The organism is Mesorhizobium sp. P2_E9, from assembly GCF_056403815.1.
In genome coordinates, this window is record NZ_JBFUET010000016.1 from 112,782 (window position 1) to 129,372 (window position 16,591).

The window sequence follows — 16,591 nt, forward strand, 5'->3', positions numbered from 1 at the left end:
GTCAGCTTTCAGGTAGTGGATACGGATGCGCGAGCAGCAGCGCGCGGCCGTGGCCGAGCACGATGTCGAGGCGGCCCCCGGTCTTGTCGAACTTGACCTCGTTGGAGATGGTCAGCGACGAGCCGAAGGCGACATCGACCTGGTTCAGCGGCCATTTCGCGCCGGTGACGGTCAGGCCGGCGAGCTCGGAAAAGCCGAGGATCGAAAACAGCGTGCCGTCGGCATAGTCGAAGCCGGCCTTTCCCAACAGCAAGGGCACACCTTCCTGGGCGCCGCTGGTCAGCAGCACCTTAGTCCCGGCCTCGGCCAGCCGCAGGGCGAGCGCCAGATGCAGGAAGGCGTGGTCGGCGCGCTTGCCGCCAAAAGCGCCTGCCAGCACCAGGCTGGTCGCGCCGCGCTCCAGTGCCGCCGCGATCGCCAATTCGCCGTCGGTCTTGTCTTTTCCCGCCGGAAAGGTCTGGCGGGGCACCGCGGCCAGGTCGGCAGGCAGATTGGCCGGCACGGAATCGAAATCGCCCACCCACAGCTCAGGCACAAGGCCGAGCAGCCGCGCATGGCCGATGCCGGCGTCGGCGGCGATGACGCGCGAGCCTTCGACCTGGTGGTCGAGCCGGGGCGTGCGGATGAGATCGCCGCCAAGCAGGATGGTGAATGTGCTCATATCTGGTGGCCTGTACCAGCCCGGCAGCGGAAACGGAAGGCCGGCAAACTGCCACTTGCGCGGTTCCTCGGCCGGGCCTATGTGTCGAGACGCTCTAACGGGGTGCCGGCTGCGATCTTCGCGGACCGGCTGAGAGGCAATCTCGCCAACCCGCTGAACCTGATCCGGTTTGTACCGGCGGAGGGATTAGACGTTTCGGACAGTCCGACGCCTCAATTCCTTTCAATTCGAACGAAGGAGGCGCCGATGCGCACGCTTTTATACTCTCTTGTCTCAGCTGTCTCAGCCATGGTTGTGGCGCTGTCCGGGCCGGCCTTGGCCAAGGACAAGCTCACCGTCTACACCTATGAGAGCTTCACCGCCGACTGGGGTCCAGGCCCGGTGGTGAAGAAGGAATTCGAGGCCGAATGCGGCTGCGATGTCGAGTTCGTCTCGGTCGCCGACGGTGTCGCCCTGCTCAACCGCGTCAAGCTCGAAGGCGCGTCGACCAAAGCCGATATCGTGCTCGGCCTCGACACCAATCTTACCGCCGATGCCAAGGCTAGCGGGTTGTTTGCCCCGCATGGCGCGGTAAGCGATATCAACGTACCGGGCGGCTGGAGCGACGACACTTTTGTTCCCTTCGACTACGGCTATTTCGCCGTCGTCTATGATACGCAGAAGCTGAAGACGCCGCCCAAGAGCCTGAAGGATCTGGTCGAAGGCAGTGCCGACGACAAGATCGTCATCCAGGATCCGCGCACCTCGACGCCCGGCCTCGGCCTGCTGTTGTGGGTGAAGTCGGTCTATGGCGACAAGGCGCCGGAAGCCTGGGCCAAGCTCAAGACAAAGGTGCTCACCGTGACGCCGGGCTGGAGCGAGGCCTATGGCCTGTTCACCAAGGGCGAGGCGCCGATGGTGCTGTCCTACACCACGTCGCCGGCCTATCACATGGTCGCGGAGAATACCGAGCGCTACCAGGCGGCGTCCCTCGAAGAAGGTGAGTACCTGCAGATCGAGGTCGCTGGCATCACCACCATGGGGGCCAAGAACCCGCTGGCGGAAAAATTCATCGCCTTCATGACGGGACCGAAATTCCAGGACGCCATCCCCGAGACCAACTGGATGTTCCCGGCGGGCAAGACCGACAAGCCGCTCAACCCGGCCTTCGACAAACTGGTCAAGCCGACCAAGACGCTGCTGTTCAGCCCCGAGGAGGTCGCCGCCAATCGCAAGACCTGGGTCGACGAATGGCTGGCGGTGATGAGCAAATAGGCAACGCGATGGCGCCGGCGCATCCCACGGATCATCGTGTCGGCGCCGGCATCATCGCGCTCGCCGCGATCACATTGCTGATCGGCGGCGCGTTTGCCGGACTGCTTGTCGAAGGCGCTCATGACCTCTCGGGCGCCTGGGCGGCCTTCGACCCCTATCTGCTGCGCGTCGTGCGCTTTACGCTCTGGCAGGCAATCCTTTCGACGCTGCTTTCGGTCGGCCCGGCCCTGTTCGTGGCGCGTGCCCTGTCGCGGCATCCGCGCTTCTTTGGCCGCGCCTTCATCCTGCAGCTCTTCGCTGTGCCGCTGGCGCTGCCGGCGATCGTCGCGGCGCTCGGCATCCTGGCGCTTTACGGCCGCGCCGGCTATTTCGCCGGCCTGTTCAGTGCCGTTGGCGGCCAGGGCTGGCCAGGCATTTACGGCCTGTCCGGCATTCTCGTCGCCCACATCTTCTTCAACCTGCCGCTCGCCACGCGGCTGTTCCTCGAGGCACTGCAGACCATTCCCGCCGACCAATGGCGGCTGGCGAGCCAGCTCGGCATGGGCGCGCGGCCGGCGTTCCGGCTGATCGAATGGCCGACGCTGCGTGCCGCCTTGCCCGGGGTCGCCGGGCTGGTCTTCATGCTCTGCATCACCTCCTTCACCATCGTCTTGACGCTTGGCGGCGGACCGGCCGCGACGACGTTGGAGGTCGGCATCTATCAGGCGCTGCGCTTCGATTTCGATCCGGCGCGGGCGGTGACGCTGACATTGCTGCAGATCGCCTTGACCTTCATCGTGGTGCTGGCGCTGACGCGGCTCGGCGCCAATGCAGTCGGCGATACCAACCTGCCGGTGGCGCCGCGCCGCTATCTCTCCGTCAACGGGACCGAAGCGTCGCTGAACGCCGCGCTCATCGTGCTGGCGTTGCTGTTCGTTGTCGGACCGATGGCAGCGACCGTGATCGCCGGGTTGGGTGCCGATCTCGGCCGGCTCGCCGGCGAAGCGACTGTCCGGCAGGCGACGCTGACCAGCGTCGTGCTGGCCTTCCTGTCTGCGTTGCTTTCGGTGATGCTGTCACTGGCGCTGACCATGGCCCGCCGGGCGTTGGCGCTGGGCCGCCGCGCCGGCCCGAGGACACTGCTTGAACATGTCACCGATACCGGCGCCGGCTTTGTCCTGGTCGTGCCGCCGATCGTCATCGGCGCCGGCTGGTTCCTCCTGTTGCGCCATGGCGTCGACGTCTTCGCCGTCGCCCCGGTCATGGTCGTCACCGTCAATGCGGTCATGGCGATGCCGTTCGCGCTGCGCGCCGTCCGCCCCGCCTATGATGCGGCGAGCGAACGCCACGAACGGCTCTGCGCGCAGCTCGGGATTTCCGGATGGGCGAGGCTGCTTCTGGTCGACTGGCCGTCGCTGCGACGCCCGCTCGCCACCGCTTTCGCCTTCGCCATGGCGCTGTCGCTTGGCGATCTCGGCGTCATCGCGCTGTTCGGCAGTGATTCCGTCCAGACCTTGCCCTACCTTCTCTTGGCGCGCATGGGCAGCTATCGCACCGAGGACGCCGCTGGCCTGGCGCTGTTGCTTGGCCTGGTCTGCCTCGCCTTGGTGCTGGCAGCGGATCGGCTTGGAAGAGGAATGGCCCGCAATGTCTGACAGGGCGACGGGCAGGAAGGGCGTTCCGGTGCGGCTGGACAAGGTCTCGTTCAGCTATGGCGAGGCATCGCTCACCTTCGATGTCGCGTTTGCCGCGGCGGAAATCACCGCCATCATGGGGCCGAGCGGGTCGGGGAAGTCGACGCTGCTCAATCTGGTCGCCGGCTTCGAGACACCGGTGTCCGGCCGCGTGCTAATCGGCGGGGCCGATGTCGGCACTGCGCCGCCGGCCACGCGGCCGGTGTCGATGGTGTTCCAGGAAAACAACCTTTTCGCCCATCTTTCCGTCGAGCAGAATGTCGGGCTCGGCCGCTTGCCATCGCTGCGGCTGACCGAAGCCGACCGCGCGGCGGTTGCCGAGGCGCTTGCGCGCACAGGTCTTTCAGGCAAGGAAAAACGCCTGCCGCGCGAACTTTCCGGTGGCGAACGCCAGCGCGTTGCCCTGGCGCGCGTGCTGGTGCGCGATCGCCCGGTGCTGTTGCTCGACGAGCCCTTCGCTTCGCTCGGGCCAGCTTTGCGCGACGACATGCTCGATCTGGTTGCCGGCCTCCATGCCGAACGTGGCATGACCGTGCTTTTCGTCACGCATCAGCCGGAGGATGCCCGCCGTATCGGCCAGAATGTGGTGTTCCTGGACAATGGCGCGGTCGCTGCCACCGGCACGGCGGACGATTTTTTTGCCGGGGCTGGTCCGGAGGCGTTCCGGCGCTATGTTGGCACAAGCATCCAGGCGGCTGGATCACGAGATATTGCCCGGAAGCGGACATAATTTACGCCCAAACCGGTTCGAGGCGATATGGCGCTTGCTTGCCATGACTGGAGTAGTGTGGCTAGGTCCGCTCAATACCGGTCCGGCACACGCCGTGATTTGCCTACAGCATCCGCCCTGAGGGACGTGCGACGGATGCTGTAGCAGTTTGAAGTAGCGCGTGACACTCTTCGAAGATCGCCCCCGATCGTCGTCGTCATGCGCCGGGACCCGAAAGGAAGCCGTTCTGGCGATCGGCGTTGACAGGCTAAGAATGAATCCGCTGGCGCGCTTTCTGGCGCTGGCCGGCTTTACCGTGGCCCTGGCAAGCTGCCAGATGTTCACGCCTCCGGCGGTCCAGGAATCCGGCTTCCAGCCGTCCGACAAGCCGATCACGGTCGACAATGTCGGCGCCAACAACAAGCTCGCGGAGTTGGCCAAGGCGCAGCATCCGCGCATCCTGGCTACCTATGGCGGGGAGTATTCCGATCCCAAGCTCGAGCGCATGGTCGCCAAGGTCGTCGGCAACCTGACCGTGGTGTCGGCCAACCCGACCCAGACCTATCGCATCACCATTCTCAATTCGCCCAACGTCAACGCCTTCGCGTTGCCGGGCGGCTATCTCTACATCACGCGCGGCCTGCTGGCGCTGGCCAATGATTCGTCCGAGCTCGCCGCCGTCATCGCGCATGAGATGGGCCACGTCACCGCCAACCATGGTTTGCAGCGCCAGCAGCTGGAGGCCGAGGAAGGCCTGGCGACCAAGGTGGTCTCCGACGTGTTGGGCGACAGCCCGACCGCCAAGGCGGCGCTGATCCGCGGCAAGCTCCGGCTGGCGCAGTTCTCGCGTAACCAGGAACTGGAGGCCGACGCCATCGGCATCAAGTCGATCGGCGAAGCCGGCTACGACCCTTACGCCGCCGGCCGCTTCCTGCAGTCGATGTCGGCCTACACCGATTTCCGCTCGATCAGCGGCGCCACCGACGCCAGCCTCGACTTCCTGGCGACGCACCCCAACACGCCGCAGCGCATTGATCTGGCGCAGCGCCATGCCCGCCAGTTCGGCGCGCCCGGCGTCGGCACGCGCGACCGCGATTCCTTCCTCGCCGGCATTGACGGCCTGCTCTACGGCGATACGCCGGAAGAAGGCTATGTGCGCGGCGAGACCTTCCTGCATCCGGGCCTCGGCGTGTCGTTCACGGTGCCGGACGGTTTCATCATCGACAATTCGGCGGCGGCGGTGACGGCGACCGGGCCGGGCGACATAGCGATCCGCTTCGACGGCGTTTCGATCGACAAGAACCGCGCCTTGACCGACTACATCAGAAGCGGCTGGGTGGCTGGTCTCGACGACAGCACGGTCAAGCAGGAAACCATCAACGGCAATGAGGCCGCGACCGCGCATGCCGGTGCGGAAGGCTGGCAGTTCGACATCGCGGTGATCCGTGCCGGCGGCCAGGTCTACCGGCTGCTGACCGCGGCGCCCTCGGCCAGCACCTCGCTGGAGACGGTGGCGCGCTCGGTCAGCGGCTCATTCCGTATCCTCAGTCCCGCCGAAAAAGCGGCCTTGAAGCCGCTGCATATCCGCGTGCTTACCGTGCAGCCGGGCCAGACCATGGGCACACTCGCCGCGCAGATGGTCGGCGTCGACCGCAAGCTCGACCTGTTCCGGGTGCTCAATGCGCTGTCACCGGGTGCCGCGGTTTCGGCCGGCGACAAGGTCAAGATCGTTACGGATAAATAGCGTCCGTCGCGGCGGAATCAGGCGGCTGTCGCCAGGAATTCCGGATTCTGTTTCACCAGCGCGACCTTGAGTTTTTCCATGGCGCGGGCCTCGATCTGGCGGACGCGTTCCTTGGAAATGCCGAGCGTCTCGCCGAGCGCTTCCAGCGTTGCGCCCTCATCGTTCAGCCGGCGTTCCTCGATGATCCTGAGTTCCCGCGCGTTGAGCGCGTGAAGGGCCTCTTTCAGCCACAGCGAGCGACGTGCGACATCGATCTTGTCGCCGACAATCTCGTCAGGCAGGGGGTCGTCGGAGACCAGGAAGTCCATCCGCTCGGTGGCGCCTGCATCATCGGCAAGCGGCGCGTTCAGGGAGGAGTCGGGCGCCGACAGCCGTGAATCCATCATCGCCACGTCAGCCTCGGAGACGCCAAGCGCAACCGACACCTCGCGGTAGAGGGTTGTGTTGGAAAGCGGCTCCGCGCCGTTCGCCAGCCGGGCACGCAACCGTCGCAGATTGAAGAACAGGGCTTTCTGCGCCGAGCTGGTGCCGCCGCGCACGATCGACCAGTTGCGCAGGATGTAATCCTGCATCGAGGCGCGGATCCACCACGTCGCATAGGTCGAAAACCGCACTTCGCGCTCGGGCTCGAAGCGGGCGGCGGCCTCGAGCAGACCGACGTGGCCTTCCTGGATCAGGTCGCCGAGCGGCAGGCCGTAGTGACGGAATTTGGAGGCCATGGAAATGACCAGCCGCATATGGGCGACGGTGATGCAGTGCAGCGCGTTCTGGTCGTTGTCTTCCTTCCAGAGTAGGGCAAGCCGATGTTCCTCGTCGCGTTCGAGGTAGGGCGCCTTCATCGCCGCGCGGACCATGATCCGTCCTGCCGTGTCTTCCATCATGAGGCGCTCCCTGGCTCAGGCGATATGACTGACGTTACGAACTTGGCAGGGCACCGGTTGAAATCGCGGCGTCGCGCCCTAGAACAGCCGAAACTGCCATGCGCGAGAAAGGTTCCGCTGGCGCGCGGCGGCGAGCGGTGCTGGCCGGGCGATTTTGAAATCGTTCCCCGGGGCTCAGACGTTGCAAGGAAACCCTTTTAGAGAATTTGGTTTCAGAAATTCCAAGTTTTTGAAATCTGGTTCCTTATTCTTCCGGCCCGCATCTGTCATTTTCCAGCCCTCACAACAGGCCTGACATAGGCCAAGGACGGGATCACAAAAAAATGAAATGGCTCAAATCGCTTATCGTCGCCGGAACGTTGCAGGCCCTGGCGGTCACATCAGGCCATGCCGGCGCCAATCTCGATCAGATCAAGCAGGCCGGCACCCTCAAGGTCGGCACGGAAGGCACTTACGCCCCCTTCACCTATCATGACGCTTCCGGCGCGCTGGTCGGCTTCGATGTCGAGATCGCCAAGGCGATCGGCGACAAGCTTGGCGTCAAGGTCGAGTTCCTTGAAGGCAAATGGGACGGGTTGATCGCTGGTCTCGACGTCAGCCGCTACGACGCCGTCATCAACGAAGTCGGCATCACCGATGCCCGCAAGGCCAAGTACGACTTTTCCGATCCCTACATCGCCTCCAAGGCGGTGCTGATCGTGCGCGGCGACAACACCGACATCAAGACTTTCGCCGATCTCAAGGGCAAGAAGTCGGCGCAGTCGCTGACTTCGAACTTTGGTAAGCTGGCTGAGACAAACGGCGCCGAACTCGTCGGCACCGACGGCTTCGACCAGTCGATCCAGCTGCTTTTGACCGGCCGCGCCGACGCTACGATCAACGACAGCCTGTCCTTCCTCGACTTCAAGAAGCACAAGCCCGACGCCAATGTGAAGATCGCCGCGCAAGAGGAAAATGCCGACTATTCCGGCGTCATCGTGCGCAAGGGCGATCCGGAACTGGTTGCCGCCATCAACAAGGCGCTGGCCGACATCAAGGCTGACGGCACCTACAAGAAGATCGCCGACACCTATTTCGGCCAGGACGTTTCGAAGTAGTTTTTCGAGGCGGGGCCGATCGTCGCCCTGCAAGGCATCCAGCGGCGAGCCGTCTTTGACGGCTCGCCGCTTTTGTCGTGATATGGCGCCTGCATTCGCATTTCGACCGTTCATTCTGGAGGGCCTTTCGTGCCGCACTGGCTGCAACTGATGCTGGAGTCGCTGCCTTCGCTGCTCTGGGCCGCTCTGACCTTCACCGTACCGTTGACGCTGTTATCCTTTGTCCTCGGCTTGACGGTTGGCCTGGGGGCAGCACTCGGCCGGCTGTTCGGGCCGAAGCCGCTGGTCGCGCTGGTGCGCTTCTATGTCTGGATTTTCCGCGGCACGCCGCTTCTGGTGCAGCTGTTCCTGATCTTCTATGGCCTGCCATCGGTCGGCATCCTGCTCGACGCTTTTACGGCGGCACTGATCGGCTTCACGCTGAACATCGGCGCCTACACGTCGGAGATCATCCGCGCGGCCATCGGCTCGGTGCCGAAAGGCCAGTGGGAAGCCGCCTATTCGATCGGCATGACCTGGAGCCAGGCGATGCGACGCACCATCCTGCCGCAGGCCGGCCGGGTCGCGGTGCCGCCGCTCTCCAACACCTTCATCTCGCTGGTCAAGGACACCTCGCTGGCCGCGGCGATCACCGTGCCTGAGATGTTCCAGGCGGCGCAGCGCATCGTCGCCACCACCTATGAGCCGCTGATCCTCTATGTCGAGGCGGCGATCCTCTATCTGGCCCTGAGCTCGGTGCTGTCGGCCCTGCAGACGCGGCTGGAAACCCGGCTCAACCGCTATGGCGGCTTCCTGGAGGCACGCTCATGATCGGCCTCAGCAATATCGAAAAGCGCTTCGGTGACAACCTCGTGCTGAAGGGCGTGACGGTCACCATCGCCGAAGGCAGTGTCACTGCCCTCGTCGGCCCTTCGGGCGGCGGCAAGAGCACGCTGTTGCGCTGCATCAACCTGCTCGAGATTCCGACCTCGGGCACGGTGCGAATCGGTGACGAGACGCTCGAATTCCGTCCCGGTGGCAAGGTCTCGGCCCGCGACATCCAGCGCCTGCGCTTGCAGACCGGCATGGTGTTCCAGAACTTCCAGCTTTTCCCGCATCGCACGGCGATCGAGAATGTCATGGAAGGGCTGGTGACGGTGCTGAAATGGCCGACGGAGAAGGCGCGCGAGCGGGCGCTCGCTCTGCTGGAAAAGGTCGGCATGGCGCACAAGGCTGATGCCTGGCCGGCGACGCTGTCAGGCGGCCAGCAGCAGCGCGTGGCAATCGCCCGGGCGCTCGCGCCGTCGCCAAAAGTGCTGCTCTGCGACGAGCCAACCTCGGCGCTCGATCCGGAACTGGCGCAAGAGGTGGTCGACGTGCTTGGCAAGCTTGCCAGTGAAGGCACGACTATGGTGATGGCGACGCATGACCTGCGCCTCGCTTCCAAGATCGCGCAGGAAGCGGTGTTCCTCGATGCCGGGGTCATCGTCGAGAAAGGGCCGTCCGCCGTGCTGTTCGGCAATCCGGAGCAACAACGGACGAAGCGCTTCATCGCGACGCTGAAGCAGGAGGCGGAGAAGGAAGGCGGCCAGGCGTAGGTGCGGCCCTTGTTTCGCCTGTCCAAAAAACAAAAAACCCGGCTCGAGGCCGGGTTTTTCATGAACTCACAGGCGAAAAGATCAGGCAGCTTCTTCCTGCTCGGCTTCCTCATTGTCGGCCTTGGCGCCGCGCTTAGGGCCCTTGTTGAGGTTGACCTCGATCAGGCGCACGGCCTCGGTTTCCGACATGCGGTTGACGGCCGCGATCTCGCGCGCCATGCGGTCGAGTGCCGCCTCATAGAGCTGACGCTCGGAATAAGACTGCTCCGGCTGGTTGTCGGCACGGTAGAGGTCGCGCACGACTTCCGAGATCGAGATCAGATCGCCCGAATTGATCTTTGCATCATATTCCTGGGCGCGGCGCGACCACATGGTGCGCTTGACGCGGGCGCGGCCCTGTACGACCTTCAGCGCGCGCTCGACATAATCCTCTTCCGACAGCTTGCGCATGCCGATGGAGGTCGCCTTGGCGACCGGCACCTTCAGGCGCATCTTGTCCTTCTGGAAGTCGATGACGAACAGTTCAAGCTTGTGGCCAGCCACTTCCTGCTCGTCGATCGACACGATCTGGCCAACGCCGTGCGCCGGGTAGACGATGTACTCGCCGGTCTTGAAACCATGACGCGCACCAGTGGACTTCTTCTGGGGGGTGATCGTTGCCATTACGCCCTGAACTCCTTGTTGTGGTACCGGCGTCCTGCCGGCCCGAACTCGTGCGACCGGGGAAACCGATCGTTAGCCGCACAACAGATGAACCCACCGGAAAGGCCGGGACCGGCAAACCGCACGAACTGCGACCGCCTGGCCCAGATCGCTCTGGTCCGGAATGGGATTTTCACCTTTCAGTGATTTGGGGCGTCTGCGCCATAAATCGACGTTGTGTCACCGGCATGTTTCGCTGATGTAACACAAAAAGTCGGAAGAATCAAGGTTTTGCTGCATTCGCGAAGGCCACAACCAATCGCCGCCTGTCAAGGCGGTTAATCCAGCCTGCCTGTTACGCAGCGTCATACAAGCCTTTACGGCCGACTTGTCAATCGCCTTCGCCGGGATCGGCAGAGAAGTATTTCTCGAACTTGCCGGCCTCACCGTCGAAGGTCTTGGCGTCTGCCGGCGGCTCCTTCTTGGCGGTGATGTTGGGCCATTTGTCGGCATATTCGGTGTTGATCTGCAGCCATTTGTCGAGGCCTGGCTCGGTGTCGGGCTTGATCGCGTCGGCGGGGCATTCGGGCTCGCAGACGCCGCAGTCGATGCACTCGTCGGGATGGATGACCAGCATGTTCTCGCCTTCATAGAAACAGTCGACCGGACAGACCTCGATGCAGTCCATATATTTGCATTTGATGCAATTGTCGGTCACGACATAGGTCATCGATCGGCTCCGGGACGTCCCAGCTTAATGGGCCAGTTTTCTTGGGCTTTTTCCGTGAGGTAACGCCTTTGTCCGTCGCTTGCAAGGGTTGCCATGCCCGACGGCTTCGGCGTTTCCGGAATGGAATTCCAGGCAGCAAGCGCGCCAGGGGCGTGCGATGTCGCGTCGAGCGTCTTGTTTGCCGGGTTCGGTTTCGTCCCGTATCGGCCGTTGGCCTGAAATCGCGGTCCCGCGTTCCGGGCGACAAGCCTCAATCTTCGCCGAGCAAGCGGTCGGTCTGGCGGCGCTCTCTCTTGGTCGGGCGGCCGCTGCCGGCCTCGCGCAGCGCCGGGATAGCATCGGGAAGCGCCTGGCCCTTGGGTGCGGGCGGCGGCGACATATCCTCATAGAGGGTGCGCGCTTCTTCGGCGGGGCCGCGCCGGACACCGGCGGCGAGCACCTTCCAGACGAAGATGCGGCGGTCGAGCGTGATGGTCAGGACGTCGCCCGGCTTGACCAGATCGGAGGCCTGCGCTGCTTTGTCGCGATTGATGCGCACCCGCCCGGCGACAACCAGCTTCGCCGCCAGCGAGCGCGATTTCACCGCGCGCGAGAAGAACAGCCATTTATCGATACGCTGGCGGCCTTCAGCAACCATCGAAGCGTGCTATCTCCTGTGGAGCATGATCTTGTCCGAAAACCGGTTCCCACTTTTCGGGATCATGCTCCGAGCCTACTTCTTCAGCTGGTCGCGCAGGGCGGCGAGCTTGGCGAAGGGCGAATCCGGATCGAAGCGCACCGGGCGTTCCTCGCGCGGCTTTGGCTGGAAGGCGGGCTTTGCGCCCCCCTGATCGGGGCGACCGCCCTTGCCTTCGGGCCTGCCGCCCTTCCAGTCGGGCCGGCCGTCACGACGCTCGGGACGCTCGCCTTGGGGACGACCGTCGCGGCGCTGTTCGCCTTCGGCCTGCGGCTTGGGCTTGAACTTCGAGCGGTCGAAGCGCGGCTTGCCGGCGCCGTCGCGCCGCCCTTCATGGGCCGGGCGTTCACCCGGCGTGGCCGCTGCCGGTGCGCCGGCGGCATCGGCCGGCGCATTGCTGCGTCCACGTGCCTGTCCATTGCGCTGGCGGTTGTTGCGGCCTTCGTGATGGCGGGGGCGCTGTTCGAAACGGCCCTGACGCCACAACAGGATCGGCTTGGGTGCTTCGGCTTCGGCGGCGGGCTCGCCGACGGCCACCTCGGCGACCACGGCGGGTTCGCCCGAAACCGCTTCCGTCGCTGGCGCGGCTTCGAAAACTGGCTCCGCTGGCGCGGCCTCGACAGTTTCGGCTTCCGCTTTTGGCTCGGCAGCAGGTTCAGCAGCCGCTTCGGCGGCAGCCTCTGTTGCAGGCTCTTCCGTGACTTCGGCCGGAGCTTCGGTCGGCTCTTCAGCGACGGGCTCTGCCGCCGTTTCAGGGATGACCTCGGCCGGTGCTTCGACGGCGGCCTCGACCGCAGCCGGTTCCGAACCCTCGACTGCTGCCTCCGCCGCCGCATCTGTTGCGGCAGCCTCCGCAGCCCTGGCCTGCTCGGCGCGCGCCGCCTCTTCCGCCGCGAGTTTCGCAGCCGCGGCTTCCCGTGCGGCAGTGTCCTGCGCCTCGAGCCGCGCCTTGACTTCGGCCGGCGGCTTCGGCTCGGCGCGATAGCCCAGGCCTTTCAGGATCTCTTCCATGTCGTCGGCGGTGGCGCCGAGGATCGACATCATCGGCGGCGTCACCATGAAGGACTGGCCGTCATAGGCGCCGTCCGGACGCTGGCCAAGACCGGGCTTCCAGTTGGTCGCCGGACGGATGAGATCCGCCAGCCGTTCCAATATGTCGATGCGCACGGCGCGGCGACCGAGGTTGCGGTAGCCGGCAAGCTTGTAGAAGGCCTTGTCGAAGGTCGGATCGATGACCACGGACGTGCGGCCCGACGCCAACGCGTGGACCACGTCGCCGAAACCAGGCTTGTCCTTGCCGTCGTTCGTCAGCGCCCACAGCAAGGTCACCAGTCCGGCGGGCGCCGGCTTGATCAGCGCCGGCACGAAGACATGATAGGCGCCAAAGCGCACGCCGAGCCGGCGCAGCGCTGCACGACCCTCCTGGTCGAGCGACTTCATCTCCTCGGCGATGTCTCGCCGATTGAGGAGGCCGAAATTTTCGACCAGCTGGAAGGCGATGCCACGGCCGATGCCGGAAATCTGCTCGGCGTTCTTCAGGTCGACCAGCGGCTTCAGCAGACTTTCGATCTGGAAATTGACGAAACGTTCGGCGCGCGCGGCGACCTTGTCGCGCGCCGGGCCGGTCAGCTGTTCGTCGGCCAGCAGAACCAGACGCGGCTTCAGCGCGTCTTCGCCGGAGACCAGCGTGCCGATCGGTGCGCCGATCCAGCGTAGCGTGCCGTCCGAGCCAAGTGCCAGGTCGCCATTGGCGCAGGCGCCGAAACGTTCGGCGCGTGCCTCGAATTCGGCGGCCAGCGCTTTTTGCGCGGCCGTGCGCACGGCCTTGGCGTCTTCGCCGCCGGCGGTCTGGTCGGCGGTGAAGCGGAACCCTTGCAACTCGCCGACATGGTGGCCTTCGACAAGGACGGTTCCGGTAGGACTAATTTCGGCTTCAGGCATGGTATTTTCTCTAAGGCGCCGCATGAGGACGGAAGTCCTGCGGTCTACGAAGCGTTTCGTCAACCGCTCATGCAGCGCATCCGACAATCTGTCTTCGATTTCGCGCGTCTTTTCCTGCCAGTGTGCCTGATCGGCCAGCCAGCCGGGCCGGTTCGACACGAATGTCCAGGTGCGGATCTGGGCAATGCGGTGCGACAGCGTGTCGATGTCGCCCTCGGTGGTGTCGGCGCGGCGCACCTGTTCGGCCATGTAGTTTTCGTCGACATGGCCATGGCGGGCAAGGTCCATATAGATCGAGGCGATGAGGTCGGCATGCTGGGCGGGCGCGATCTTCCTGTAGTCGGGCAGGGCGCAGGCTTCCCACAGCAGCGCGACACGCTTGGCATCGGTGGCGAGAGCGCGGATGTCCTCGTCGCGGGAGAGATATTCGAGCGCCTGCGCGTCGACCGCCGGCAGCGCCCGCGTCAGGCCTTCGACCGGCGCGTTGGTCTCGATCGAGCGTTTCAATGCATCCAGACTGGCGAAATCGAAATGGGCGGTGCGCCACTGCAGCACCTTCACTGGCTCGAAATCATGGCCTTCGATCTTCTTGACCAGGTCTTCGTCGAGCGGGTCGACCTGGCCGGTGACGCCAAAAGTGCCGTCGCGCAGATGCCGGCCGGCACGGCCGGCGATCTGGCCAAGCTCGGCCGCCGTCAAATTGCGATACTGGTAGCCGTCGAACTTGCGGTTCTGGGCGAAGGCGACATGGTCGAGATCGAGGTTGAGGCCCATGCCGATGGCATCGGTGGCGATGAGATAGTCGACATCGCCCGACTGGAACAAAGCCACCTGGGCGTTGCGGGTGCGCGGCGAGAGCGCCCCAAGCACGACCGCCGCACCGCCCTGCTGGCGGCGGATCAATTCGGCGATGGCATAGACCTCGTCGGCGGAGAAGGCGACGATCGCCGTGCGGCGAGGCAGGCGGGTCAGTTTCTTCGAGCCGGCATAGGCCAGATGCGACAGCCGCGGCCGCGTCACCACCGAGACGCCCTTCAGCAGGCGCTGGAGAATGCCATGCATGGTGGCCGCGCCGAGCAGCAGCGTTTCCTGGCGGCCGCGCAGATGCAGGATGCGGTCGGTGAAGATGTGGCCGCGCTCGAGGTCGCCGGCGAGCTGCACCTCGTCGATGGCGACGAAGGCGGCGTCGGTTTCGCGCGGCATGGCCTCGACGGTGCAGACCGAATATTTGGCGCCCGGCGGCTGGATCTTCTCCTCGCCGGTGATCAGCGCGACCTTGTGGGCGCCGACCTTTTCGCAGACGCGGCTGTAGACCTCCCTGGCCAGCAGCCTGAGCGGCAGGCCGATGATTCCGGTTTCGTGCGCCACCATGCGCTCGATGGCGAGATGGGTCTTGCCGGTGTTGGTCGGGCCAAGCACGGCGGTGACGTCGCGGCCCGACAGGATCAGCGGCTCAGTGTGTTTCGGCTGGATGTTCATCGGCTCGGAAATAAGGCTTTCTGGCCTCTGGTTGTCGGGAGCGTGCCTCAACTGGCGCGTATGACAGCCGACACATAGGGATTTCGGGCGCGAAGCGAAAGCGGAATGTTCCGCCAGCGGCTCGAAGGCCTCTCTGTCAAGCCCTCAAGTGGTTGCTGATTCAGAGTTGGAACGAGTCTGGAACGAATCGGCGACGAATCAGTGACTCCGACAGATTCAGCTTTTGTTCACGGCTACATGTGGATTTCGTGACCATGAGTCTCACCACATGCTGAATCGCCGAACTGGCCCGTTTTATGCAGGGCGAGCTTTGCCATTAATCTTTGCCGGGAAACCACAGAGGCGGCTCGGGGCTGACCGGTCAACATTATGAAATTGTTAATCTTTCTGAACCGGATGTTAAGGAGCTACAGGCGATTCCGGGCCATTAACGTTAAGTTCTGCTCAAAGCCGGAACGAATCGGAGACAAAACGGCGCCGGAGCTATTTTCCCGTTTTGTTCCGGCAATATCTTGTGTTGTGAACAGCTTATCCACCGAGAATTCACAGGCTTGCCCACAGGCTTCGCACAGGCGGCGCTGCCGCCATTAACCTTTGCGTGCCGGATTGGGGCATTGCGCCGCAGCGGCGGCGTTTTGGCTCCAGGGCATCAATTAAAACGGACCGGTAAACCGGTCCGTTTGTCACAGGCTGAGGCCGTTGGATGTCTCAGACGAAGTACTGGCCACCATTGGCCGTGATGGTCGAGCCGGTGATGAAGCCCGCATCCTCCGAAGCGAGGAAGACAACGCAGCGCGCGATCTCTTCCGGCTCGCCGAGGCGGCCGACCGGGATCTGCGGGATGATGCGCTCGTTGAGCACCTTCTCGTCGATCGCCTTGACCATCTCGGTGGCGATGTAGCCGGGGCAGATGACGTTGACGGTGATGCCCGCGCGAGCACCCTCTTGAGCCAGCGCCTTCGAGAAGCCGATGTCCCCGGCCTTGGCGGCGGAGTAATTGACCTGGCCGGCTTGGCCCTTCTGGCCGTTGATCGAGGAGATGGTGATGACGCGGCCGAACTTGCGCTCGCGCATGCCGTTCCACAGCGGATGCGTCATGTTGAAAACACCGGACAGATTGGTGTCGATGACCTCTTTCCACTGGTCGCGCGTGATCTTGTGGAACATGGCGTCGCGGGTGATGCCGGCATTGTTGACCAGCACCGAGACCGGGCCGAGGTCGGCCTCGACCTGTTTGATGCCGGCGGCGCAAGCGTCATAGTCGGCGACCGACCATTTGTAGACCGGAATGCCGGTTTCGGCCTTAAACTTCGCCGCCGCCTCGTCGTTGCCGGCATAGTTCGCGGCAACCGAATAGCCGGCGGCTTTCAAAGCGATCGAGATCGCCGCACCGATGCCGCGCGATCCGCCCGTGACGATTGCAACCTTGGTCATATGTCCTCCCTTTGGTCGGAAGAGCGAATAGGGAGTAGCCAATAGCGAGTAGGGATTTGCTGTCCGCCACGCCGAAGCCATTCTTCCCTATTC

Annotated in this window: 14 protein-coding genes and 1 riboswitch; of the genes, 7 read left to right on the forward strand and 7 right to left on the reverse strand. The window is 64.1% G+C overall.

Going from position 1 to position 16,591, the window contains the following annotated elements; all coding sequences use genetic code 11:
- Position 1 precedes the first annotated feature (1 nt).
- Complete coding sequence (locus tag AC1D05_RS26455; RefSeq protein WP_477444654.1) at positions 2–661, reverse strand: thiamine diphosphokinase; 660 nt, start codon at positions 659–661, stop codon at positions 2–4.
- An 88-nt stretch (positions 662–749) separates the two neighbouring features.
- Positions 750–864: riboswitch (TPP riboswitch) on the forward strand.
- 43 nt (positions 865–907) lie between these two features.
- Between AC1D05_RS26455 and thiB the strand changes: the two genes are divergently transcribed.
- From thiB to AC1D05_RS26475, 4 genes are all read left to right on the forward strand, one after another.
- Entirely contained in the window at positions 908–1,915 is a 1,008-nt protein-coding gene (gene thiB / locus AC1D05_RS26460) for a thiamine ABC transporter substrate binding subunit (protein WP_477444655.1), read from the forward strand.
- Between the two features lie 8 nt (positions 1,916–1,923).
- Positions 1,924–3,549, forward strand: a complete 1,626-nt coding sequence (gene thiP, locus AC1D05_RS26465; protein ID WP_477444722.1) for a thiamine/thiamine pyrophosphate ABC transporter permease — start codon at positions 1,924–1,926, stop codon at positions 3,547–3,549.
- Positions 3,542–4,318, forward strand: a complete 777-nt coding sequence (thiQ, locus tag AC1D05_RS26470; RefSeq protein WP_477444656.1) for a thiamine ABC transporter ATP-binding protein — start codon at positions 3,542–3,544, stop codon at positions 4,316–4,318. Before thiP ends, thiQ begins: the two co-directional genes overlap by 8 nt.
- 253 nt (positions 4,319–4,571) lie before the next feature.
- Positions 4,572–6,041: a M48 family metalloprotease gene (locus tag AC1D05_RS26475; protein ID WP_477444657.1), complete on the forward strand. Its 1,470-nt coding sequence runs from the start codon at positions 4,572–4,574 to the stop codon at positions 6,039–6,041.
- 17 nt (positions 6,042–6,058) lie between these two features.
- Here the strand turns inward: AC1D05_RS26475 and AC1D05_RS26480 are convergent, their stop codons facing one another.
- Positions 6,059–6,922 carry an RNA polymerase factor sigma-32 gene (locus AC1D05_RS26480; RefSeq protein ID WP_477444658.1) on the reverse strand — a complete coding sequence of 288 codons (864 nt, stop codon included), beginning with the start codon at positions 6,920–6,922 and terminating at the stop codon, positions 6,059–6,061.
- Between the two features lie 323 nt (positions 6,923–7,245).
- On the opposite strand from AC1D05_RS26480, the gene AC1D05_RS26485 reads away from it, so the two are divergent.
- The 3 genes from AC1D05_RS26485 (at position 7,246) to AC1D05_RS26495 (ending at position 9,596) form a co-directional block, all read left to right on the forward strand.
- Entirely contained in the window at positions 7,246–8,019 is a 774-nt protein-coding gene (locus tag AC1D05_RS26485; protein ID WP_475456354.1) for an amino acid ABC transporter substrate-binding protein, read from the forward strand.
- A 129-nt stretch (positions 8,020–8,148) separates the two neighbouring features.
- Positions 8,149–8,829: an amino acid ABC transporter permease gene (locus tag AC1D05_RS26490; protein ID WP_477444659.1), complete on the forward strand. Its 681-nt coding sequence runs from the start codon at positions 8,149–8,151 to the stop codon at positions 8,827–8,829.
- Positions 8,826–9,596, forward strand: coding sequence for an amino acid ABC transporter ATP-binding protein (locus tag AC1D05_RS26495; RefSeq protein ID WP_477444660.1), 771 nt, complete (start codon positions 8,826–8,828; stop codon positions 9,594–9,596). The genes AC1D05_RS26490 and AC1D05_RS26495 overlap by 4 nt, the downstream gene beginning before the upstream one ends.
- An 81-nt stretch (positions 9,597–9,677) precedes the next feature.
- On the opposite strand, the gene AC1D05_RS26500 is transcribed toward AC1D05_RS26495, so the two are convergent.
- From AC1D05_RS26500 to phbB, 5 genes are all read right to left on the reverse strand, one after another.
- Entirely contained in the window at positions 9,678–10,259 is a 582-nt protein-coding gene (locus AC1D05_RS26500; protein WP_010911999.1) for a CarD family transcriptional regulator, read from the reverse strand.
- A 370-nt stretch (positions 10,260–10,629) separates the two neighbouring features.
- Positions 10,630–10,968, reverse strand: a complete 339-nt coding sequence (fdxA, locus tag AC1D05_RS26505) for a ferredoxin FdxA (RefSeq protein ID WP_477444661.1) — start codon at positions 10,966–10,968, stop codon at positions 10,630–10,632.
- Between the two features lie 250 nt (positions 10,969–11,218).
- Positions 11,219–11,605, reverse strand: coding sequence for an RNA-binding S4 domain-containing protein (locus AC1D05_RS26510; protein WP_477444662.1), 387 nt, complete (start codon positions 11,603–11,605; stop codon positions 11,219–11,221).
- Between the two features lie 75 nt (positions 11,606–11,680).
- Positions 11,681–15,064 (reverse strand): helicase-related protein, encoded by a 3,384-nt coding sequence (locus AC1D05_RS26515; protein WP_477444663.1) that lies wholly within the window; start codon positions 15,062–15,064, stop codon positions 11,681–11,683.
- A 708-nt stretch (positions 15,065–15,772) separates the two neighbouring features.
- The gene (phbB, locus tag AC1D05_RS26520) at positions 15,773–16,498 is read right to left on the reverse strand and encodes an acetoacetyl-CoA reductase (protein ID WP_477444664.1); all 726 of its coding nucleotides are present in this window, start codon (positions 16,496–16,498) and stop codon (positions 15,773–15,775) included.
- Between the last annotated feature and the right edge of the window lie 93 nt (positions 16,499–16,591).